The sequence below is a fragment of the uncultured Brachyspira sp. genome, from assembly GCF_949287625.1.
In the GTDB taxonomy this organism is placed as follows: Bacteria; Spirochaetota; Brachyspiria; order Brachyspirales; family Brachyspiraceae; genus Brachyspira.
Window position 1 is genome coordinate 1 of record NZ_CASEGO010000014.1, and the last position, 22,328, is coordinate 22,328.

Annotated in this window: 11 protein-coding genes and 1 pseudogene; 4 read left to right on the forward strand and 8 right to left on the reverse strand. The window is 27.6% G+C overall.

Annotation, left to right across the window (positions count from 1 at the left end; genetic code table 11):
- Positions 1-438: 438 nt before the first annotated feature.
- The 3 genes and pseudogenes from Q1X91_RS04305 (at position 439) to Q1X91_RS04315 (ending at position 6,320) form a co-directional block, all read left to right on the forward strand.
- A complete protein-coding gene (locus Q1X91_RS04305) occupies positions 439-699 on the forward strand; it encodes a hypothetical protein (protein ID WP_300753706.1) in 261 nt (86 codons plus the stop codon).
- Between the two features lie 101 nt (positions 700-800).
- Positions 801-3,916 (forward strand): annotated as a pseudogene (locus tag Q1X91_RS04310) (efflux RND transporter permease subunit).
- A gap of 610 nt (positions 3,917-4,526) precedes the next feature.
- A complete protein-coding gene (locus tag Q1X91_RS04315) occupies positions 4,527-6,320 on the forward strand; it encodes a glycosyltransferase (RefSeq protein WP_300753707.1) in 1,794 nt (597 codons plus the stop codon).
- 10 nt (positions 6,321-6,330) lie between these two features.
- Here Q1X91_RS04315 and Q1X91_RS04320 read toward each other — a convergent pair whose 3' ends face one another.
- The 3 genes from Q1X91_RS04320 to Q1X91_RS04330 all read right to left on the reverse strand — a co-directional run bounded on the left by Q1X91_RS04320 (position 6,331) and on the right by Q1X91_RS04330 (position 9,265).
- Positions 6,331-6,594 carry a hypothetical protein gene (locus Q1X91_RS04320; RefSeq protein ID WP_020004007.1) on the reverse strand — a complete coding sequence of 88 codons (264 nt, stop codon included), beginning with the start codon at positions 6,592-6,594 and terminating at the stop codon, positions 6,331-6,333.
- A 76-nt stretch (positions 6,595-6,670) separates the two neighbouring features.
- Complete coding sequence (locus Q1X91_RS04325) at positions 6,671-7,840, reverse strand: M20 family metallopeptidase (RefSeq protein ID WP_300753710.1); 1,170 nt, start codon at positions 7,838-7,840, stop codon at positions 6,671-6,673.
- Positions 7,841-8,479: 639 nt separating this feature from the next.
- On the reverse strand, positions 8,480-9,265 hold the full coding sequence (locus Q1X91_RS04330; RefSeq protein WP_300753712.1) for a DDE-type integrase/transposase/recombinase: 786 nt from the start codon (positions 9,263-9,265) through the stop codon (positions 8,480-8,482).
- Positions 9,266-9,480: 215 nt separating this feature from the next.
- Here Q1X91_RS04330 and Q1X91_RS04335 point away from each other — a divergent pair, with 215 nt between their 5' ends.
- Positions 9,481-10,791 (forward strand): MATE family efflux transporter, encoded by a 1,311-nt coding sequence (locus Q1X91_RS04335; protein ID WP_300753747.1) that lies wholly within the window; start codon positions 9,481-9,483, stop codon positions 10,789-10,791.
- A 217-nt stretch (positions 10,792-11,008) separates the two neighbouring features.
- On the opposite strand, the gene Q1X91_RS04340 is transcribed toward Q1X91_RS04335, so the two are convergent.
- The 5 genes from Q1X91_RS04340 to Q1X91_RS04360 all read right to left on the reverse strand — a co-directional run bounded on the left by Q1X91_RS04340 (position 11,009) and on the right by Q1X91_RS04360 (position 22,312).
- Complete coding sequence (locus Q1X91_RS04340; protein ID WP_300753714.1) at positions 11,009-12,187, reverse strand: acetyl-CoA C-acetyltransferase; 1,179 nt, start codon at positions 12,185-12,187, stop codon at positions 11,009-11,011.
- Between the two features lie 95 nt (positions 12,188-12,282).
- The gene (gene thiL / locus Q1X91_RS04345) at positions 12,283-13,245 is read right to left on the reverse strand and encodes a thiamine-phosphate kinase (RefSeq protein ID WP_300753715.1); all 963 of its coding nucleotides are present in this window, start codon (positions 13,243-13,245) and stop codon (positions 12,283-12,285) included.
- A gap of 55 nt (positions 13,246-13,300) precedes the next feature.
- On the reverse strand, positions 13,301-14,197 hold the full coding sequence (locus tag Q1X91_RS04350) for a restriction endonuclease (protein WP_300753717.1): 897 nt from the start codon (positions 14,195-14,197) through the stop codon (positions 13,301-13,303).
- Between the two features lie 862 nt (positions 14,198-15,059).
- Positions 15,060-18,212, reverse strand: coding sequence for an efflux RND transporter permease subunit (locus Q1X91_RS04355; protein WP_300753719.1), 3,153 nt, complete (start codon positions 18,210-18,212; stop codon positions 15,060-15,062).
- Between the two features lie 275 nt (positions 18,213-18,487).
- Positions 18,488-22,312, reverse strand: coding sequence for a DUF445 family protein (locus Q1X91_RS04360; RefSeq protein WP_300753722.1), 3,825 nt, complete (start codon positions 22,310-22,312; stop codon positions 18,488-18,490).
- Positions 22,313-22,328 lie beyond the last annotated feature (16 nt).

Genomic DNA, 22,328 nt, shown 5'->3' on the forward strand with positions numbered 1-22,328 from the left:
AAAAGAATACATTCTACTTTAAATTATGATACTCCTATGCTATACTTTAAGAAATTAAGGAATACTTAAATGCAATATGTATGGAACCCGTGCAATAATTTTACAACCTTATATAGTTCATTTTTGTATTTCTGTGTTATCTTTTTAGTTAGTTTATTTATTTTTTATGTTGTGTAATCAGCCGTACGTACAGGGGGCGTTTGATAAGGGAAAGCGATACCGTGCGGGAAGGTGCTACAGCTCGTAGTGCCCCTACGGCTAGTAGACCAAAGAGTAGGGGTGATTTGTATGCTTTGTTCAATTCGTATTCTGCTCTTTCTAAATCTAGTATCTCCATATGTGTATTTTATAACTTTTTGTAAAAATAAATAGTGTAACAGGGAACTTTTATATTAATTTAACGTCTAATATGAACAGAATAATTAATAGGGTATCACTATGTTAAAAAAAATTATTTTTGCATTTTCTTCTATAATATCACTTTTTTTATTAAGTTCATGCTCTCCAGCATTTGATCATATGTTTCATAGACCGCCAGCTCCGCCGCATATGAGAGGATATATGATGTTTGGTCCTCATTTCGGTATTGTTGGTGTTAATGGCATACTTGGAACTATAATCAAAATATTAATAATAGTTGCTTTAATTTTTCTTATAAAAATGCTCTATAATAAAGATAAAAATAACAAAAAAGAATAGTTTTCTATTTTGAAATTTATTGATAAAAGACTATTGAATATTTTTTAGAATTTAATATCATATTTGCGTAATATATTTATGATTTAAATTTGTAAGAAATAATGAAGAAATTTATTACTTTAATAGTAAGCAGACCGACAACAGTATTTGTTACACTCGTATCCATGTTCATAATTGGATTTATAAGCATATCAAGACTGAATATAAATTATCTTCCAGATATGGAGGTTCCTATTATCAATATAAAGACAACATATGATAATGCAGGACCAGAAGAAGTAGAGAAATCGGTTACAAGAGTAGTAGAAAGTGCAGTATCTTCTGTTAATAATGTAAAAACGATTAAGTCCAAATCAAAAGAGTCAGAGTCTAATGTAGAAATAGAGTTTAATTGGGGTACAGATTTACAAACTGCATCTGATGATATAAGAGAAGCTATAGATATGATTCGCTCTTCACTTCCTGATGAAGCAGAGAATCCTAATATATCAAAGTTTTCAAGCGATGCTACCCCTATAATGAATATAGCATTTTTTGGTACGGATAATTTATCATCGCTTTATGATTTGGTAGACAGTCAGATACTTACAAGATTAGATCAGGTTGACGGAGTGGCACAAACTGAAATAAGAGGCGGACTTAAAAAATTATACGTGTTGATATAGATTTAAACAGACTTAATGCCTATTCTATAGATATTAATGATATAGTAAAAACTCTAGCTTTAGAAAATCAGAATGTTGCAGGCGGCGAAACTTATGAGGGCGTTTATAAATATAATATAAGAACTACTGGTGAGTTTAAAACTGTAAAGGATATTGAAGATGTTGTTATAATGCTTAAAGATGAAGTTTATCCAGTAAGGGTAAGAGATATAGCATATGTTCATGAGGATTATGAAGATGATTCTGAGATAGTGCGTATTAATGGACAAAAAGCTTTAACTATTGCTGTTACAAAAGAGTCTGGAGGAAATATTATACAAATATCAAGAGATGTGGAAAAAAGACTTAATGAAATAATGCTTCCTTCAGGCGTTTATTATCAGATATTGTTTAATAGTTCGGATACTATAAAAAACTCTATACGTAATGTACTTAATACAGTATGGCAGGGGGCTTTATTTGCTGTTATAGTTCTTATGATATATTTATGGGATATAAAAAGCGTATTTATTATAAGCATTTCTATACCAGTATCAGTAATAAGCACATTTATATTGATGTATTTTTTTGATATTACTATTAATGTTATATCGCTTTCTGGTTTAGTTTTGGGTGTAGGAATGATGGTTGATAATTCTATAGTTGTACTTGAGAATATATTTTATTATAATGATTATTATTCAAAATATGTACATGATAAAAGAAGCAGTATAATAAGTAATTTTAAAGCATCTATTTTGGGAGCAAGTGAGGTATCGATTGCAATAACAGCTTCTACTTTAACCAGCGTATGCGTATTTCTTCCGTTTCTATTTGTTCAGGGAGAAATGGGGCAGATGTTCAGCGATTTATGTATGACAGTTTCAATATCGCTTATATCTTCTCTTTTTGTTGCTTTAACTATAGTTCCGCTTTTAGCTTCAAGACTTCATAAGAGTAATAATAACGGCAGAGTTAATTTATTATTAAAGCGTTTAGAGAGTTTTTTTAATGATAAAATACATAGTAATGTAGAAAAGTTTTATTTAAGTATGCTTACTATTGTAATAAAAAATAAAAAGAAATCATTTGCTTTAATATCAGTTTTGTTATCTTTATCATTATTTTTATTATTAACAAATATAGGAAGAGAAGGCTATCCAGTATCAGATGAAGGAACAATAATTTCAAGATTAAGACTTCCAGTTGGGGCTAGGGTAGAGTTTACAGATATATTTATACACAGAATGGAAAATGATATAGAAAACGCTTTAAGTAATAATATGTCCTATTATGAAACAAGAGTGAGAACTGGAAGAAATGAACATCATGGAGAGGTTAGAGTAAAATTAATAGACAGAGAATACAGCAGAAAATTGGACATAAGCTATTATATAGAGATGATTAGAAACAGAGTAAACGGATACCCCGGACGTATAGAACTTAATTCTGAAAATGTATCTTTGGGTAAGCCTAAAGATTATAGTGCCATTGTTATAGAGCTTGTAGGAGATGATTTAGAAAGAGGTTATGATGTGGCAAGCAATATTATAGCGGCAGTAAATAAGGTTGACGGCATTAGAAATGTTTTGATAAAAGAAGATGATTCTAATCATGAATTAGTTTTCGATATTGACAGAGATTTGGTATCAAAGATGGGTATCAATATAAATACAGTTGCAAATATTATAAGAACTTCTTTCAGCGGCACAACAGCTAGCAAGATGACATTAGATAATTCTATATATGTAGATACTGATATAATAGTGCGTTTGGAAGATACAAATAGAGATAGTGTTTCAAGTATTCAGAAGATGATGATACCTACAAAAAACGGCATAGTACCTATTTCATCATTAGTAGATATACATAGAGGAACAGGTCCTATAGAAATAAACCGTAAAAATGATAAAAGAATTATAGAGATAAATGCTAGTTCTTTCGGAAGACCTATAAATGAAATTATATAAGATATAAGAAAAGAGCTTAATAATATATATATACCAAGCGGATTTTCAGTTAATTTTTCAGGTGATTATGAGGATATGCAGGAAGCATTTATTCAGCTTATTGTATCTTTGATAATGGCTTTGGTATTTGTATATGCTATTATAGCAGGTCAGTTTGAATCGTATATTACTCCTTTCGTCATATCTTTGGCAGTCCCTTTTGCATTATTCGGGGCTTTGATATTTCTTTATTTAGGCGGTCAAACTTTAAATGTTTACAGCGGAATAGGTATAATAATGCTTGTAGGTATAGTGGTTAATAACGGTATAGTTTTGATAGATTATATGAATAAGGTTGTGCTTGAAAAAAATATAAGCTGGGACAGTGCCGCTTTGGAATCATGCAAAAGAAGATTAAGACCAGTACTCATGACATCATTAACTACAATACTAGGTCTTCTTCCTATGATATTTGAAGTTGGAAATGGAAGCGAAATGTACCGACCTTTAGCTATAGCGGTTTGCGGAGGATTATTATTTTCTACTATGTTTACACTTATAATGATACCTTCTGTATATTCAAGCTTTAGAAACAGATTTAATATAAAAATAAGAAACGATTGATTAAATTTATAACTTTTTTCTAATTCCCGCCCTCTAAATTTGAAAACTTAACTTTGTTATAAGCACTTAATTTATTTTCATTGCTGAATATATCAAAAGAACACCCGCCCAAGCGTTTTTTAAATTTTATAACTTTTTTCTAATTCCCGCCCTCTAAATTTTAAAACTTAACTCTGTTATAAGCACTTAATTTATTTTCATTGCTGAGTATATAAAAGAACACCCGCCCAAGCATTTTTAAATTTATAACTTTTTTCTAATTCCCGCCCTCTAAATTTTAAAACTTAACTTTGTTATAAGCACTTAATTTATTTTCATTGCTGAATATATCAAAAGAACACCCACCCAAGCGTTTTTTAAATTTTATAACTTTAAAAGCACGCGGTAAGCATAATTTTAATTTATAGTAGTATTATGTAATTATTGACTAGCTTTATTTATAGATCTAACGCGTGGTTTAAAATATTTTTTACATATATATACATAAACAATATTGAGAATTATTATAAATCATTATTCATTAATATTTTATGCCCCCCTTTACAAAATATATTGTTTTTGTATAATTAAAAAATAATTACAAGCAGTGAAGCAGTAAAGTAGTAAAGTTATGATAATAAAAGAATTAGTCTCTATATTAGTACCAGTATATAATATAGAAAAAGAAATAGAAAAAAATATTAATATACTTATAGATAAAGTTTCTCCGTTTTTGATGAACTTTGAAATAATTATTTCTGATGACGGAAGCAGCGATAACTCTAAAGAAGAAATAAAAAAATTATGCTTAAACTTTCAGCAAAATAATAAAAACTCAAACTTAAAAAATATAATAGGAGTTTATGCAATAGAAAATCAGGGAAAAGGTCATGCTTTAAAAAGAGCATGCGAAGTTTCTAATGGCGAGTATATAATATTCTGCGATGGGGATATGGAAATAGATCCTTCGCAGCTTGAAAACTTTTTTTCTATTATGCAAAAAGAAAATGCTGATGTTGTTATAGGCTCTAAAAGACATAAAGATTCTGTAGTTAATTATTCTAATATAAGAAAATTAATATCTTTTATATACTTTATGTTTGTTAAAATATTTTTTCACCTTCCTATACAGGATACTCAGACTGGGCTTAAATTATTTAAAAGAGATGCTATTATAAATATTTTTCCAAGAATATTGGTAAAGGCTTTTGCTTATGATTTGGAAGTTTTAGCAGCATGCAATTCAAATGGGAAAAAAATAGTATCAGCTCCAGTTATAGTTAATCCCAATAGGCATTTCGGATTTATTAAGTTTTCAATATTATGGAGAACTTTTATTGATACTTTGGCAATATTTTATAGGCTTAATATAGTACACTTTTACAGAGATTTATTTTCTGAACTTAAAGAAAAGCCTCTTGTAAGCATCATAATACCTTTAAAAAAAATTAATGATTATATAAAAGAAGAAACACGGTATTTACTTGAGCAAATATATAGCAACTTTGAAGTGATAATACTTCCAGATAAATATACTGATGATGAGATTAATATAGAATTATTCAAAGATGACAGAATAAAAATTATAGAAACAGGCGAGCTTCCTCCTGCTATAAAAAGAGCAATTGGAGTGAAAAAATCAAAAGGAAGTATATTAGCATTTTTAGACGATGATACATACCCAGAAAAAGATTGGCTTTTAAATGCATTGAGAGCTATGGAGAGTAAAAAAGTTTATGCACTCGGAGGACCTGCTGTTAATACCAATAAAGATAATTTCTCAAAACAGATAAGCGGACTTATTTACAGTTCAACACTTATGAGCGGAAAGCATAAAGCAAGATATATACCAGATAAGGTGCAGTATGTTAATGATTATCCAAGCTGCAATTTTATTATCACAAGAGAGCTTTATGATAGGGTAGGAGGCTTTGACAGCGAATATTGGCCTGGTGAGGATACCATACTTTGCAACAATATTATGAAAGCGAATGAAAAAATATTATATACTCCAGAAGCATTAATATATCATCATAGAAGAGATTTATTTTTCGGACATTTCAAACAGCTTAAAGGTTATGCTTGGCATAGAGGATATTTTGTAAAAAGGTTCGGAGGTAATTCTTTAAGTTTATCATACTTTATACCTTCATTATTTTTACTCTACACTATATTTGTACCTTTTGCCTTATATTTTGATTTGCCTAAACTTTTAAACAATTATATACCATCTATTAATAAAAATATATTTTTGGCTTTGCTGCTTTTTCCTCATAGTTTTTATTGTTTATGTCTGATAGGAAGCTGGATTAGTACATTATCGCCTATAAAAGGTTTTTGTAAGGCTATAGGTATATTTTTGTCTCATTTGACTTACGGCTTTTTCTTTATAAAAGGTTTTATATCTGGTTTTATAAAAAAATAAATGTTATTTATTATTCTAAATCCATAAATGATAATTCCATTTTACTTATTATATTATTAATAGCTGCAATTTGTTCATTGCTTATAGTGTAGTCATTAGGGTTTGTTTTTATTTTTTCTAGTAATTCTACTGATGAAACAAATAATGCTTCGCTTAAAGCATCATCAAGTACGGCACCTGAATATAGTAATTCTTTTATTTGAAGAGAATTGTTTAAAAGACTATTATCGTCCAAATTTGAAATGATATTTGCTAACTCTTGATTAATTGACATAAATAAATCCTTTTTTACATACTATATTATAGTAGTATATAAAAATAAATGCCTAAATCAAGTTTTTATACATATATCAGCTATTTAAAAAGTTTACAGCCCAATTAGCCATAAGTTCTGATGGCATATTAAGTTTGCTTTCATCTATTTCAAATTTACTATTATGATTTGGAATTTTTTTATCAGTAACAGTTGAAAATAATGCAAAGCAGCCTTTAATTTCTTTTGTATAATAAGAAAAATCTTCTCCAGCCAAACTAGGTTTATAATATTTATTCCATACAGCATCTTTTGAAAATATTTTTAAAGCTTCATTTTTTATACCCTCTGTTATTTCTTTGTCATTATATGTAACGCAGGAATATTCTATTATATTTATTTCAGCTTCACCTCTCATTGACTCTGCTATAAGTTTTGATTTTTCTTCTATTCTTTTTATAAAAAACTCACGTACATCATTGCTGAAAGTTCTTATGGTTCCCTCTATTTCTACTGAATCGGGTATAATATTAAATGCACTTCCTCCGTTAATTTTGCAAAGAGATAGTATAACAGTTTCACTTGCCTCTATTTCTCTAGTAATTATTGTTTGAAGGGCGTTTATTATTTCAGCCGCCATAACTATAGGGTCTGCCCCAGCATGAGGATAAGCCCCATGTGTTCCTTTTCCTTTTATTTTAATAACTATTTTATCAGTAGATGCGAGTATAGGTCCTTCCTGTATAACAAAAACACCGTTAGGAGCTTCTGGAGCAAAACTTCCTACATGCACTCCAAATATTGCTTCTACATCTTTGAGAGCATTTTCTTCTATCATTATTTTAGCACCGCTTCCAGTCTCTTCTCCAGTCTGAAATAAAAACTTAATATTTCCTTTAATTTCATCTATATTATCATTAAGTATTTTGCAGGCTCCTAAAAGAATGGCAGTATGAGCATCATGCCCGCAGGCATGCATATTACTATTGCTGGATTTGTATTCAAAATTAGTTTCTTCTTTTATAGGCAAAGCGTCCATATCGGCACGTAATGCTGCTGTTTTTGTATTATTTTCGCCTGTTATATATGCTATTATTCCAGAGTCTTTTTTATTTTCTTTGTATTTAATATTTTTAAAGTTATTGAGTTCATTTATTACAAACTCTTTCGTTTTTGGCAGATAATTTCCTATTTCTGGTATAGTATGAAGAAGTCTTCTGCATTTTATTATATAATCTAGTATTTCTTTAGAATCGTATTTAAGCATAAAAATATTTCCTTTATTTATAACTATGAATTATCGTCAGATATAGGTATTTATTAGAGTTATTTTTATATAAGTTTATACCTAAATAAATATAATTTGTCAAAAATAAATTTTTAAATTTTAGTATTTGTGTGGACTAGCCCTACGAAGTACACAGTCGTGCCCGCTCTGCGTGCCTTTGGCAACCCCAGTTCTTTTGTGACGCCTGTCCGTGCTGTAGGCAGGTGTGCCACATACGAAGACGCCTGCGGCGAGAAGCAGGCACAGCCCACCCGCTCTGCGTGCCGACGAAGTCCGCCTGTGGTGTCGGCAGCGAAAGGCTATATTTCAGGCTAAATTTAGCAATTTATTCTACATATAAAATATAATTAGTACTATTTAGTATTATTTTTATACTTGCACTTTCGCGAAGCGTGCCGACGAAGTCCGCCTGCGACAGAAGGAAGTACTGTTAGGTATGGCGTGCGGCGGGAAAAATAACAACAAAAAATTGACAAACTTAAAAATTTTCAGTATATATTGTTGCAGATAAGTATGTATGATTAATAGTTCCATTATATATAAAATTAGTTTTTAAATAGGTATAATATATAATAAACATTATAATACATTTTTGCACGGGTGCCAAACATATTGCATTTAAGTATTCCTTAATTTCTTAAAGTATAACATAGGAGTATCATAATTTAAAGCTGAATGTATGCGTTTATAATTCCAAAAATTATTATATTTTCTTAATTTTTGATTAGCTTTCTCTAAAGTTAATTCACTATTACAAAAGTCATAAAATTCTTTTTGGTCTAGATTATGTGTACTTTCAACTACGCCATTGTACCAAGGACTAGCAATAGGACTATAAACTCTTTTAATATGCTTCTTCTTACAAAATATATCTAAGGGGTGTTCTTTCTCAAATAAAAGTTTTCGGTAAGTAAATTCTGTGCCATTGTCTGTTTGAATACAATGAACGCGAAATGGGAAATATTCCAGCATACGTTCAAGAAAATTAATAGTGCTTTCTGGTGTTTTTTCAGAATATAAATATCTAAAACTTATTTTAGTAGCAATATCTACAGCAGTAAACTGGTAATAGCGTATTTCTCCAAAAAAAGCATATTTTACATCTATTTGAACCTTTTCACCTGCTTCTTTTATATAAATAGCATGCTTTCCTTTATGTTTCTTTCTTATTTTCCTTTTTTTCTTTTGATACAAGTTATATTCTTTTAATATAGTTTCGATAGCCGTAGTCCCTATTTTGATATTTTCTTTTTCTAAGAATTTCTTTATTTTGGTTTTACCATATTTATATTTCTTTCGTATTTCAACGACCTTATTAATAATATTTTTAATTTTATTAGGACTATTTTTAGGTTTTCTGCTCTTTTTTTTATTATACCTGTTTCTTTGAATTTCTTCTTCCAATTTTTAAACTAAAAAATGTGCAATAATATATGGCTCTTAAATAAATAATTAAAGCATTATTACTTGACTTATAATATTTTTTGTGTATAATAGCGGATATCTATAAAAATAATAAAATTTGTCGCCGGATAAATTTGTTTAAAACGTTTGTATTCATACCGTAGGCCTTAGAAAGTATGAACACAAACGTTTTTTTTGTATACAGAGGATATTTTATGAATAATATACTTCATTTATTTATTAAATATGTATCATTGAATGTACTTGGTATGATAGGATTATCATGTTATATACTTGCTGATACTTTTTTTGTTGCCAGAGGAATAGGTCCTGATGGAATAACAGCTTTAAATATAGCTATACCTATTTATAATTTAGTTAATGGAATCGGACTAATGCTTGGTATGGGTTCGGCTACTAAATATGCTATATTAAAAACTCAGAACAAAAATAATGAAGCTAATATTATATTTACTAATTCTTTAATTTATATATCAATAATATCTGTTTTATTTATTATTGTAAGTATTTTATTTACACCATATATAGTATATATTTTAGGTGCTAGAGATAATATACATAGTATGACAAATACATATATAAAGATGATACTTTTATTTTCTCCTATGTTTATGCTTAATAATGTACTTTTGGGATTCGTGAGAAATGATAATCACCCAAAGCTAGCCATGATTGCTATGCTTGTCGGAAGTTTATTTAATGTAGTTTTTGATTATATATTTATATTTCCTTTGAACATGGGGATATTTGGAGCTGTACTTGCAACTGTATTCTCTCCAATTGTCAGCATATTAATATTATCGGTATTGTTTATTAAAAAGAAAAATACATTTTCTATTGTAAAGCCTAACATTAGTTTTAAGAAATTTTTTGAAATATTATCTCTTGGAGTATCTTTTTTGATAACAGAATTATCATCAGGTTTTGTTATGATAGCTTTTAATATAATAATATTAAATATCGCAGGTAATGTAGGAGTTGCAGCTTATGGTATAACAGCGAATATAGCATTAGTAATTATAGCAATATTCACTGGAATAGGTCAGGGCATACAGCCTATTATAAGCATGAATTATAATAATAAAATGAATATAAATAAAATATATAAATATGCTTTGGTTTTATCGTCCGGCATTTCTATTTTAGTTTATATAATCACTTATGTATTTGCAAATGAAATAACTTCGCTTTTTAATAGGGATAATATTAAAGAGCTTCAAAAAATATCAGTTAATGGACTTCGTATATATTTTACAGCATTTATATTTGTAGGCTGTAATATTATTACTTGTGTATACTTTTCTGCTATGGATAAATCTAAACCATCATTTATAATATCTATATTAAGAGGATTTATATTTATAATGCCCTCAATATTTATTTTATCATCTATTTTTAATATGACAGGAGTATGGCTTTCTTTTCCAATATCTGAAATTTTAACAAGCATTTTTTCTTTTATATTTTTTATCAGTTTGAATAGGCATAAAAGATACTCAAACTGACTGTTTTTTCTTACTAAAAGATAATGATTTCATTAAAGAAAAAAATATGGAGTTTGAAGAAAAGCCTAATGGAAATTTAGTTTCAAGCAAAATAATAAATTTTGAAAAAATATATTATATAGCTTATAGTTACATAAAATATTAATTCAAATAATTTTATCAATATAAAAGGGTTAAAAACAATTAAGCTTTAACCCTTTATTAAATATTATATAATTTATAATATCTCTACAACTAAAGCAGTACCCATACCGCCGCCTATACAAAGAGTGGCAAGTCCTCTTTTATTTCCTCTTTTTTTCATTTCATATAAAAGAGTAGTAAGTATTCTAGCACCTGAAGCACCTATTGGGTGTCCTAAAGCTATAGCTCCTCCATTAACATTAACTATATCCATGTTAAATTTTAACTCTCTTGCAACAGCTATTGACTGAGCTGCAAATGCTTCATTGCTTTCTATTAATTCCATGTCTTCAACTGTAAGATTAGCCATTTTTAAAGCCTTTCTGCTTGCCTCTATAGGTCCTATCCCCATTATTCTAGGTTCAACGCCATGTGTAGCATATCCCAATATTTTAGCCATAGGCTTAATTCCTAATTCTTCCGCCTTTTCTTTAGACATTACTACTAAAGCAGAAGCCGCATCATTAATACCAGAAGCGTTTCCAGCTGTAACAGTTCCGTCTTTTTTGAAAGCAGGTTTTAATCTTGCTAAAGTTTCCATAGTTGTACCAAAAATAGGATGTTCATCAGTATCAACTACAATTTCTCCTTTTTTAGTTTTTATTGTGACAGGTACTATTTCATCTTTAAATCTTCCGCTTTTTATTGCAGCTTCTGCTCTGTTCTGACTTCTGCATGCAAACTCGTCCTGTTCTTGTCTTGTAATGCCCCATTGTTCTGCTATATTTTCAGCAGTAACTCCCATATGATAATGCTCAAAAGCACAAATAAGAGCATCATTTAAAAGAGTGTCCTGCATCTTAGTTTCACCCATTCTTGCCCCCATTCTCATACCTGTTGAAGTGTAAGGAGCCATACTCATATTCTCAGTACCTCCAGCAACAACTACATCAGCATCTCCAGCTTTAATCATCTGTGCCGCCATTGATACTGCTCTAAGTCCGGAACCGCATAATATATTTATTGTTAATGCAGGCTTATCTACAGGTATACCAGAATTAACAGAGATTTGTCTTGCTGCATTAGGAAGAAGGGCTGACTGTATAACACATCCGAAATAAGTTTCATCAACCTGTTCTGCTTTTATATTTGCTCTTTTTAAAGCCTCTTTTACTGCTATAGTTCCTAATTCAACAGCTGATACATTAGAAAATGAACCTAAAAATTTACCTATAGGCGTTCTAACCGCACTGGCTATAACTACTTCTTTCATATTTTTTCTCCTTAAATTATTTAATATCAACTGCAATATAGTATAATATTTAAAAACTAATTTTACAAGTTTATTTATGTTTTTATTATAATAATTTAATAATGCACAAAACCCAATGAATCAAAATGTACTTCTTTATTGTTACTATCTATAAACTTTATAAAGTCTTTAGAATATTCTTTTACCTTACCGATTTTTATTAAATTATTTTCTTCAGGTATTTCATCTTTGGAAGTGAAAATAACAGCATAATCTTCCCCGCCAGTAAGAATGGATTTTAATACTTTATTTTGTCTGATTTCTAAACTTTCTTTATCAAAAAATCTATTAACTAAAAACCAATTGGAAGATTCGTATATTTCTATAGTTTTATTAGAGTTCTCAGCGATATGAGAGGCGTCCTGCAAAAGTCCGTCGCTTATATCTATAGAAGAGTTTATTTTGTATTTGGTTATAATTTCCTGCCATTTATCATAAAAAAGTGTCGGTCTTAAATGCGTTTTTATACTTTCATCGTTATAATCATAATTGCCTTCTAAAAGTTTTTTAAGTCCTAAATCACTTTCTCCTACAAAGCCTAATACATAAACATTATCATCTATTTGAGCATTGCTTCTAAGTATAGATTTATTTTTTTCTATAATGCCTATCAATGTTATAGATATAAAAAAATAATCATTAGAGCTTGTAGTATCTCCTCCAGATATTTCTATGTTATAAGGTTTGCATGCCTCTAAAAAACCTTTGTACCATTCTAGTATATTTTCATCATTGATTTTTTTGGGTATTGAAAGCGATACGAATGCATTTTTTGGATAAGCTCCTTTACATATAATATCGCTTATATTTGCCTGAGCTGACTTATATCCTACATCATAAAAAGAGTAATATTTTAAAGAGAAATGTATATTTTCTACTAATATATCAGAAGTCACCAAAATATCTTTATGATGGCTTATATCTTTTATAACAGCACAGTCATCGCCTATATTTATATTATTTGTGTTTTTATACTCTGTTAATTTTTTTATTTTTTCTATAAGTTTGAACTCTTCCATAGTAGTACGTTTCCGATTTTTAAGTTTGACTTATTATAGCATATGCTGAAAACTTTTAAATTATAACATCATAAATATTTCTAGTTTCAAGCACTTTTACTCCAACTTCATATTCACGGATATATTTAGCAAGTCTGTATCCGTTTATTAGTATTATTTTTATATCTTTTAATTCTTCTGCAACCTTTTTAGCCTGCGGTGTATAATCAGAAGTTGTTATAAATATTCCTCTGTTTATACCATTAACATTTTTAAGCCCATGAGCAAATTTTGTTATTTCAGTATCATTAACTTTATTATTTTCTTTATAGCATTTGCATTGCACACCTATAATATCAAAACCGAATTTATCCATAGTAAGTGTACCGTCTATTCCTCTGTCTCCGCTTCCTCCAGTTCTATACTTTCTACCATAACCCATTTTTTCAAGCAGTTCCAAACATATATTTTCAAATTTAGTACCTTTATCAACAGAGCTTTCTCCCATATACTGAAGCCTATCAAGTATATCTTTCTCTACGCTTTCATAATACTCTTCAATGCTTTTTTCTATCTCGTTTCTGTTTTCATCTTCTTCTATCTCTTCTATTTCGTCTATATCATTATTTGAATTGTTTTTGCAGTTTTCTAAATATGGTGTTTTTTCTTTTAAAGTTTTGAAGTCAAAGTTTGGATTTTCTTCATAGAATTTTTTACCGAAGTCAGTTATTTGATAAACTCCCTTATCTACATTTTCTATTAACTGAGCTTTTTTTAATACGACTAAAGACCAGTGAATTCTCGAATTAAATTTATTATAACCATTTTTAGTTATCATATTGAAATCTTCATCAGATGTATTGGTATACTCTTTTAATTTATCGTATGTATCTTTTCTATGCATTGGTTTATTTATTTCATAAAAAAATTTTAATACATATTTATCATAGTCTCTATATTTTAAAAGTGCCATAATTAAAAAAACTCCTCTATTTACAGAAAATCATACTTTAATAAGTCTTTTTTTACAATAAGGTATATTTGATTTTAGAAGTTTTTTAATTACTTGTTTCAAAACTCAAAATAAATGATGATACTGTTTTAATTTTTAATGCTTTTATTTTATAAGCGGAGTTTTAGTATATACCTAAACAATTACAATTTGTCAAAAAATTAATTTTTTAAATTTTGATATTTGTGGGGCTTTGCCCCACACCCCAGTTCTTTTATTGGTATAAAAGAACCAAAAGAACTGCATTTTTGGCCTAAATTTCGGGTATTACCATACATTTAATACATATTTTTAAAATATAAAGTTCTAGCAATTACATTTTTTGCAACTTTTTTGTGCGGCAAAAAAGTTGATAATTTTTGTATAATGTGCACCAATTTACAAAATAAAATTGTTCCAGTATATACCTAAACAAATACAGTTTGTCAAAAAATAAATTTTTAAATTTTGATATTTGCGGGGCTTTGCCCCACACCCCAGTTCTTTTGTTGCCACAAAGAAGCAAAAAGGCTATATTTCTGGCTAAATTTTACAATTTATTCTATATGTAAAACATAATTAGTACTATTTAGTATTATTTTTAGACTTGCACTTTTTGCAGCTTTGACGAAGTCCCCCTGCGACCAAGTACTGTTAAGTATGGGGTGAGACTAAAAAAAGTTGATAATATACTAAAAATTGTTAAATCTATAAAAAAAAAATTTTATTACTAATTTTATCTACTAATCTACTTAAAGTTTATTAATTAAAAAAATAGGCTTTACTATTATTTTTTGTTAATAACAGCAAAGCCTTTAAAATTATTTTATAAAAAACTTATAAATTACTTACCAGCTGCATTTATAGTATCATAATTTGCAAAATCATCTCTGCTTTCCAAATCTTTTTGCTCATAATCTTTAAGAGGTATTTTATTTCTTATAGCAGCATAAACTGTAGGTACTATAACAAGAGTAAATGCTGTTGATAATAAAAGCCCTCCAAGTATAGCAAGAGATAAAGGCTGATACATTTCATTTCCGCTTCCGCCTGATAATGCCATAGGCAAAAGTCCAAGTATAGTAGTGAGTGTTGTCATAAGTACTGGTCTCAAACGTCTAGGTCCAGACTCTAATGCGGCCTCATCACCGCTTATACGTTTTTCATGCATAAGCTGATTCATATAGTCTATAAGTACAATACCATTATTTACTACAATACCTATTAATACAATAAATCCTATACCGCTATATACACTCAAAGTTTGACGTCCTATAAAGAGTGCTATTAAAGAACCTGCAAACCCAAAAGGAATTGCTAGTGCTATAACGAAAGGTGCTATGAAAGATTCAAACTGACTTGCCATTATAGCATAAACCAATACCAATGCTAATATCAAAGCCTGAAGAAGCTGTAAGAAAGCGTCATTCATATCTTCAAAATCTCCTGTATAATTGATATTAAATCCTGAAGGAATAAATACTTCCTGTTTTATTTTTTCCTGTACATCTGTCATTATTTCGCTTAAGGCTCTGTTATATCCTGAGGCTTTTATAGTAGTTATTCTAGTACTGTCTTTTCTCTCTATCTCTGTAGGTCCGTAGCTTTTTTCAACAGTGGCTATAGAAGATATAGGAACTATGCCGCTTGTAGTAGGTATCATAAGTCTTGATATATCGTCTATATTTAATCTGTCTGGCTCTCCTAATTGAACATTAACATCTATATCTGTAACATCAGAATTGGCAGGAGTCATAGTTGTAGCAGTAGTTCCTGCAAAACTAGTTTTAATAATATTTGCTATAGTGTTTACATTGATACCCATTTTGGCAGCTATTTCCCTATTAACATATATTTTAAGCTCTGGATTGGAGTCATCTCTGCTTAATCTAGGCTCTCTTATACCTTCTATATCCGATATTACATTTATTATATTATTAGCTATTTCTGTAGCTTTATCCAAATCATCGCCTACAAGTTCTATCTCTATTTCATTTCCTCCTGTTCCTCCGTTTCTTCCTCCGCTATTTATTGCTGAAGTTGTTATGGCCGCTATATTAATCTGAGCAGGATAAGAAACTAAAGCATTTCTAGTAAACTCTATATATTCATCAACTGATTTTTTTCTTCCCTCGCTTTTATCTCTTAACTGCACTCTTATTTCTGCTTTATTTTCATCAGAACCTGATTGTACTCTTGACTGCATTCTGTCAAAATCTTCTCCTATAAGATTCTGTATATCGCTTTCCATTCTAGTAACAAATGACTGTGTCTGCTCTGATTTTGTTCCTACCGGCATTTCTACATCTATCTTAAACTGACCTTCATCTGAAGTAGGAAATCCCTCTTTACCTATAAAAGTTAAACCTAATGCTATTATTACAAGTACAACAGACAATGAAGAAATTAATACTTTCTTTTTATGTTTTATAGAATAATGAAGCACACTAGAATATAAATTATTAACTCTGTCATGAAAGTTTTTATTAACAAAATTTTCTATAGGTATTAAGAACTTAGTTTTTTTATTTGTTACAAGCCTAGCTCCAAGCATAGGAACTATTGTAAGAGCTACAAATAATGATCCTATCATAGAAACTGTAACTGTAATACATAAATCTCTGAATAATTGTCCAGTCTGCCCTTCTACAAAAAGAAAAGGTAAAAATACCGCTATAGTTGTAAGTGTAGAAGCTGATATGGCAAGTGCCACAGAAGAAGTACCATTTATAGCTGAAGAATATTTACCGTATCCGTTATTTCTATAGTAAAATATATTCTCTAAAACTACAATGGAGTTATCAACCATCATACCTATACCTAAAACAAGTCCAGACAATGAGATGATATTTAAAGTAATGCCCATAAAATACATTAATGTGAATGTGATTATTATAGATATAGGAATAGAAATAGCTATTATAGAAACTGTTTTTATATTCCATAAATAAAGCATTAATATAATAACTGCAAATAATCCGCCCTGCCAAGCTGTATCAAGTACTCCGTTTATAGATTCATTTACATTGTCTGCATTATTAAAAAGTATCTCATATTCTACACCTTCTGGAAGAGTAAGATTTGCAAGCTGTCTTTGAACTGCTTTAGATACATTAACAGTATTTCCACCAGACTCTTTATTTACAGATACTGATATTGCAGGCATACCGTTAATCTTTACTATCTCTGAATCATCACTGTATCCCTGATAAACTCTGCCTATATCTTTTAATTTTATAGGAGTATCATTTGTTTTTAATGCTACAACAGTATTTTCTATATCTTCTACTGTGGTAAACTCTCCCATAGTTCTTAAAGTATATTTATAAACTCCTTCATAAGTTTCACCTCCTGATAAGTTTTGATTCTCACTTGAAAGAAGAGAAACTATACTATTAATATCTATTCCGTAAGCATGAAGTCTATTCAAAACCAAGTCTACTTTCATCTCGGTTTTAAGTCCGCCTCTAATCTCTGCCCTTGCCACTCCTGAAGCCTGCTCTATTTTATTTAATATTTGATTATCTATTAAAGTGTATAATGCTCCTAAATTATCAGTACCGAAAAAGGCTATTTCCATAACCGGCATCATATCAGTAGAGAATTTAAATACCGTAGGACTATCTGCATCATCTGGAAGAGAATTTTTTATTCCGTCTATTGCCTCTCTTACATCTGCAGTAGCAACAGCCAAATCAGTACCCCAGTTAAACTCTATAAACACGCTTGACTCACCCTCTTGTGAAGTAGAAGTTATTGTATTAATATCGCTTACTGTAGCAACTGCATTTTCTACAACCCTAGTTACAGATTTCTCTACCTCTTCTGGTCCTGCATTCTCATATTCTGTTCTTACAGTTATATAAGGAAGCTCCATATCTGGCAGGAAATCTACTGCTAATTTGCTTAAACTTACAAAACCTAATATCAATACTGCTATCATACACATAAAAACCGCCACGGGTCTTTTTACTACCAATTCTATAAAATTTCTCATTCGCTTTTCACCCCTAATATTAAATATATAGCATACAATCTATTTTTTTATTTTATTATTTATTTAGTCTTTAGACGAATAAAATAAAAAAAAGTTTTAAACACATACATTTTATATGCTGAAATTTTGTATATATATACAGTGTATAATAAATAATTATAACCTAAACAATTATATTTATCAATTTTGCAGACTTATTTCAAAACTAATTTTATTTATAATACCATCACCTCAAATACTAAATAGTCAAATACATTTAATGATAATACTAAAAATCAATCTGAAATATTCTTTAATATGCTAATAATCATAGATATAGATAAAATTATAGTAATTAATATAAGAATAATATTAAGGACATTATAAACTTCAGTATTAAAAGTGCCTATATACTTTATTATAACAAGTAAAACTCCTACAAATCCTCCAAACATACCGTATAATTTAAGTCTAGTTAAATATTTCTTTGCAAAAGAATTAAATACGTCATGTATATTTTTAGCATTCATCTTATCTATCTCTTCTTTTGTAATAGAAGAAAAATCTATTGCCTCTATAATTAAATTAATATCATCTTCAGCACAATTAATAATCAAATTAAGAAAATAATATTTTAATTTATCATCTATAAGAAAAGGCATATCATTTCTAAGTTTTGAAACTATTTTTTTTATCTCTTCAGATATACTTGAGTTTATATATTCATTTTTATCTAAATCATCAAGAATGTTATAAATAGATTTTATAAAGTTGTTCAAATCAATTAAATTATCATCATTTGATATATAAAGTAAAACACTCTCTATATCTGAGTATTTAAAAATATCTTTTAATATATCATCAAAATATTTTTCTATATTCAAACACTCTTTTATAGTAGCAGGATATAATGAGCTTTCTATATAATTTTTAATATCTTCTGTAACTTTATCTCTGTTATTATAAATATTGATGCATAATTCTCTAATGAGTTCATAAAAATAAATATCAGTGTTTTCCAAAAAGGAGTGAGTATACTTTTCTATCAATTTAGAATCTATATTCTTAACAGAAAAATCAAATAACTTATCAAAAACATTTAGTATCAAATCCTGATTATTATTTATAGTGTCATTTAAATATTTTCTTAAGCTATTTTCTTCATAAAGTTTTTCATTATTATTTCCTATAAAATAAGAAACATTTTTAGATAAAATATTTTCATCTAAAAAATTAAAACTTATATTCATAATATCATATTTCATATCATCAATAAAAATAGGAATCTTTTTATTAATTAAATTTAATATTATTCTGTCTGTCAAATCTATAACCAAATCATTTTTTAATGGAATATCTTTTATAATTGTTTCTCTTATCTCATACCTATTTTCTAATAATGTTTCATTTAATTTTTTACTCATCATAGAAAATATAAACTCACTATTAGACTTTACAAGGTTTACAATCTCTCCTCCAAACATTTCTTTTATTTTTTTACTGCTGTTTTTTGATATCTCATCATCAAGAAAATATATAACAATATAAAATATTCTCTCTCTTACAGAATTTGAATTAATAGCTTTTAGAGCATTTAAAACTATTATATTTTTAAATTTGCTTAAATCTTTTATATTATCTCTTATTATATTTTTTATAATGTCTTTTAAGTTTATAATATTAATATTAGAGAGTGATGATTTTAATACTGAAAATATATTATTATTTATATAATTTATTAATATTTCTTTATTATTTTTTATAATATTATAGAGATAATTATTTTTGATAATCAAATCAATAATACCAGTCTTTATAAAATCAATATTATTAGTTATAATACCATTAATACTTTCTTTTAAATATGCAAATATATTTAATTTATTTATTTTATCATCTTCAAGCATATAATTAAAAAACTTTTTATAATTATCTTTTATCAAATTATCTTCTATATCTTTTTTATTTTCTAAAATATTAATAATACCCTCTTTTTCCATAAGCCTGTCATTAACAAAATCAGACATTGAAGATGCAAATCTGCTTTTCTCGCATGCAACTGCCCCCCAAAAAACTTTTTTCTTTATGCCGAATAAAGGTTCATAAGGCTTGAATATAGAATAAATAGCAAGAACATTAGTTATAAAGCCTATAAAAGTATATACCAAAGGTTCTGCTATATAATTTAAATATCCTAAAGAAGGATTAAATGAATTAACTGGAAATAAATATGCTGTTAATAGTCCGAATACAAAGCCCAAAAAAGCCCCCAATATATTTATAGGTTCTAATTCCTTACCCATAAAATCATTAGCCATTTTTGCTATTTCATCTTTATCTAATTTGCCCATATTGTTTTTTATTGTTTTTATTACAATAGAATCTATTACTGATGAAATAAAGTCTTTCTCTTTATTTATAAAATTTATTATTGAACTATATGCATTATTATCCAAAAAATTATCTATTTGTTTTTCTTTTTTTATAATTATTTCATTTATATTATAGTCAGAATATTTATCTATAATTGTTTCAAATAAATTAATTATATCCTCATAAACAGAATTATTAAATAAATCATTAATAGTTTTTCCTTTATATTTTAAGTATATATTATATAGATAATCTTCTATACTTGATTTATTTTCTTTAATGATAATACTAATATCAAAGCTATAAAAAAACTTATTTAATGCTTCTTCATCTATAGAATCTATTTTTTTATATATAAGTAATGAAGCCTTGTCAAAATTTGAAACAGCATATTTAATAATCTCTTTTTCCAAAAAGCTGTATAATTCTTTTATCATATAAGAATCGGCTAATGAACTTATATTCATATTCAATAACTTTTCTATCAAAGAATTAGGAAACTCTTTTATATTGAAAATAATAATATCTCTTAAAGTATTTTTTAAAGTCTCTTCATTAACCTCAATACTTTTTAATATGCTTGATATTTTTGTATTATTAAGATAATTTATTATATCATCAGAAACAGCCTTAACTAATTTATTATTATTTTCTTTATATTTTTGGGTATATTCTATAATTTTATTAACTATTTTATATTTTGAAGCTATATCATTTAAAAAAACTTTTCTAATAGCCTTTACTATAAACTGCCAAAAAACTCCGTCTATATTTTCTATTTCTTCATCAACAGCCTCTTCTATAATGCATTCTAATTTTGATTTATTTTCATTTATTATAGGAATTATTATATCTATTAATTTTGGAAGTATATCTGATACTATACCTTTAATTCTATTTGATATATTATGATTTAAAAGTTCATATATTGTTTTATCAGTATTTTTTAACTTTATATAGAGTTTATCTATTACATAATAAATGATATCTTCAAATTCTTTTTTAATTGATAATTCTTTAATAATTTCTTTAATCTCTGAAACGTCATTTACAGAAAATAATTCTTTTATTTTTTTATCAGATAAAGAAGAGAAAAAATCATAAAAAAGATTTTCTATATTTGAATTATCAATTAAAGATATTAATAAACTCTCTATTTTTTTATTATTATTTGAAAGGTTTTTAAAAATATTATCAGCTATCTCTTTTAATATATCTTTATATTTTTCATCATTATTTTTATACATCTTATTTACTGTATTTGATATAAAATGATTATTCTTCTCATAATATATAAAAGATTCTGTAATACTTTTTATAATATGTTTAAATTGACTTTCATCTATTACCTGTTCTAATTTTATATTTTTAGATAATTCATTTAATATTATTGTTATATTTTCGTAAGCATCTTTTTTTATCCAATTTATTATATTATCTTTAGATTCATTAAAACCTATTACATTTTTAATTTTGATATTTGTTTTTGATATTAATTGATTTTTTATTTTCTTAAAAAACTCTTTTATATTTTTTTGAAACTTATCTTTTATTATTTCTTTGTATATAGAATCATAATTTATAATCTTTTTAGAAATCATAATGCTTATTTCATCAATAAATCTGTCTTTTTCTCTAGCTATTATTCCATTATTAGAAAATAACTTTTTTAATGCTATTGTATTTGTGTAATATCCAGCGGCAGCTCCGAGAAAAGCACCTAAGATTAATTGAAAAAACAAATCCATTTTTCTATATACTACT

Bases quoted from the DNA above. Each gene is read 5' to 3' on its own strand.
- Q1X91_RS04355 (WP_300753719.1), bottom strand. From the start codon at position 18,212: ATGAGAAATTTTATAGAATTGGTAGTAAAAAGACCCGTGGCGGTTTTT.
- Q1X91_RS04340 (WP_300753714.1), bottom strand. From the start codon at position 12,187: ATGAAAGAAGTAGTTATAGCCAGTGCGGTTAGAACGCCTATAGGTAAA.
- Q1X91_RS04315 (WP_300753707.1), top strand. From the start codon at position 4,527: ATGATAATAAAAGAATTAGTCTCTATATTAGTACCAGTATATAATATA.
- Q1X91_RS04335 (WP_300753747.1), top strand. From the start codon at position 9,481: ATGAATAATATACTTCATTTATTTATTAAATATGTATCATTGAATGTA.
- Q1X91_RS04350 (WP_300753717.1), bottom strand. From the start codon at position 14,197: ATGGCACTTTTAAAATATAGAGACTATGATAAATATGTATTAAAATTT.
- thiL (WP_300753715.1), bottom strand. From the start codon at position 13,245: ATGGAAGAGTTCAAACTTATAGAAAAAATAAAAAAATTAACAGAGTAT.
- Q1X91_RS04325 (WP_300753710.1), bottom strand. From the start codon at position 7,840: ATGCTTAAATACGATTCTAAAGAAATACTAGATTATATAATAAAATGC.
- Q1X91_RS04320 (WP_020004007.1), bottom strand. From the start codon at position 6,594: ATGTCAATTAATCAAGAGTTAGCAAATATCATTTCAAATTTGGACGAT.
- Q1X91_RS04305 (WP_300753706.1), top strand. From the start codon at position 439: ATGTTAAAAAAAATTATTTTTGCATTTTCTTCTATAATATCACTTTTT.
- Q1X91_RS04360 (WP_300753722.1), bottom strand. From the start codon at position 22,312: ATGGATTTGTTTTTTCAATTAATCTTAGGTGCTTTTCTCGGAGCTGCC.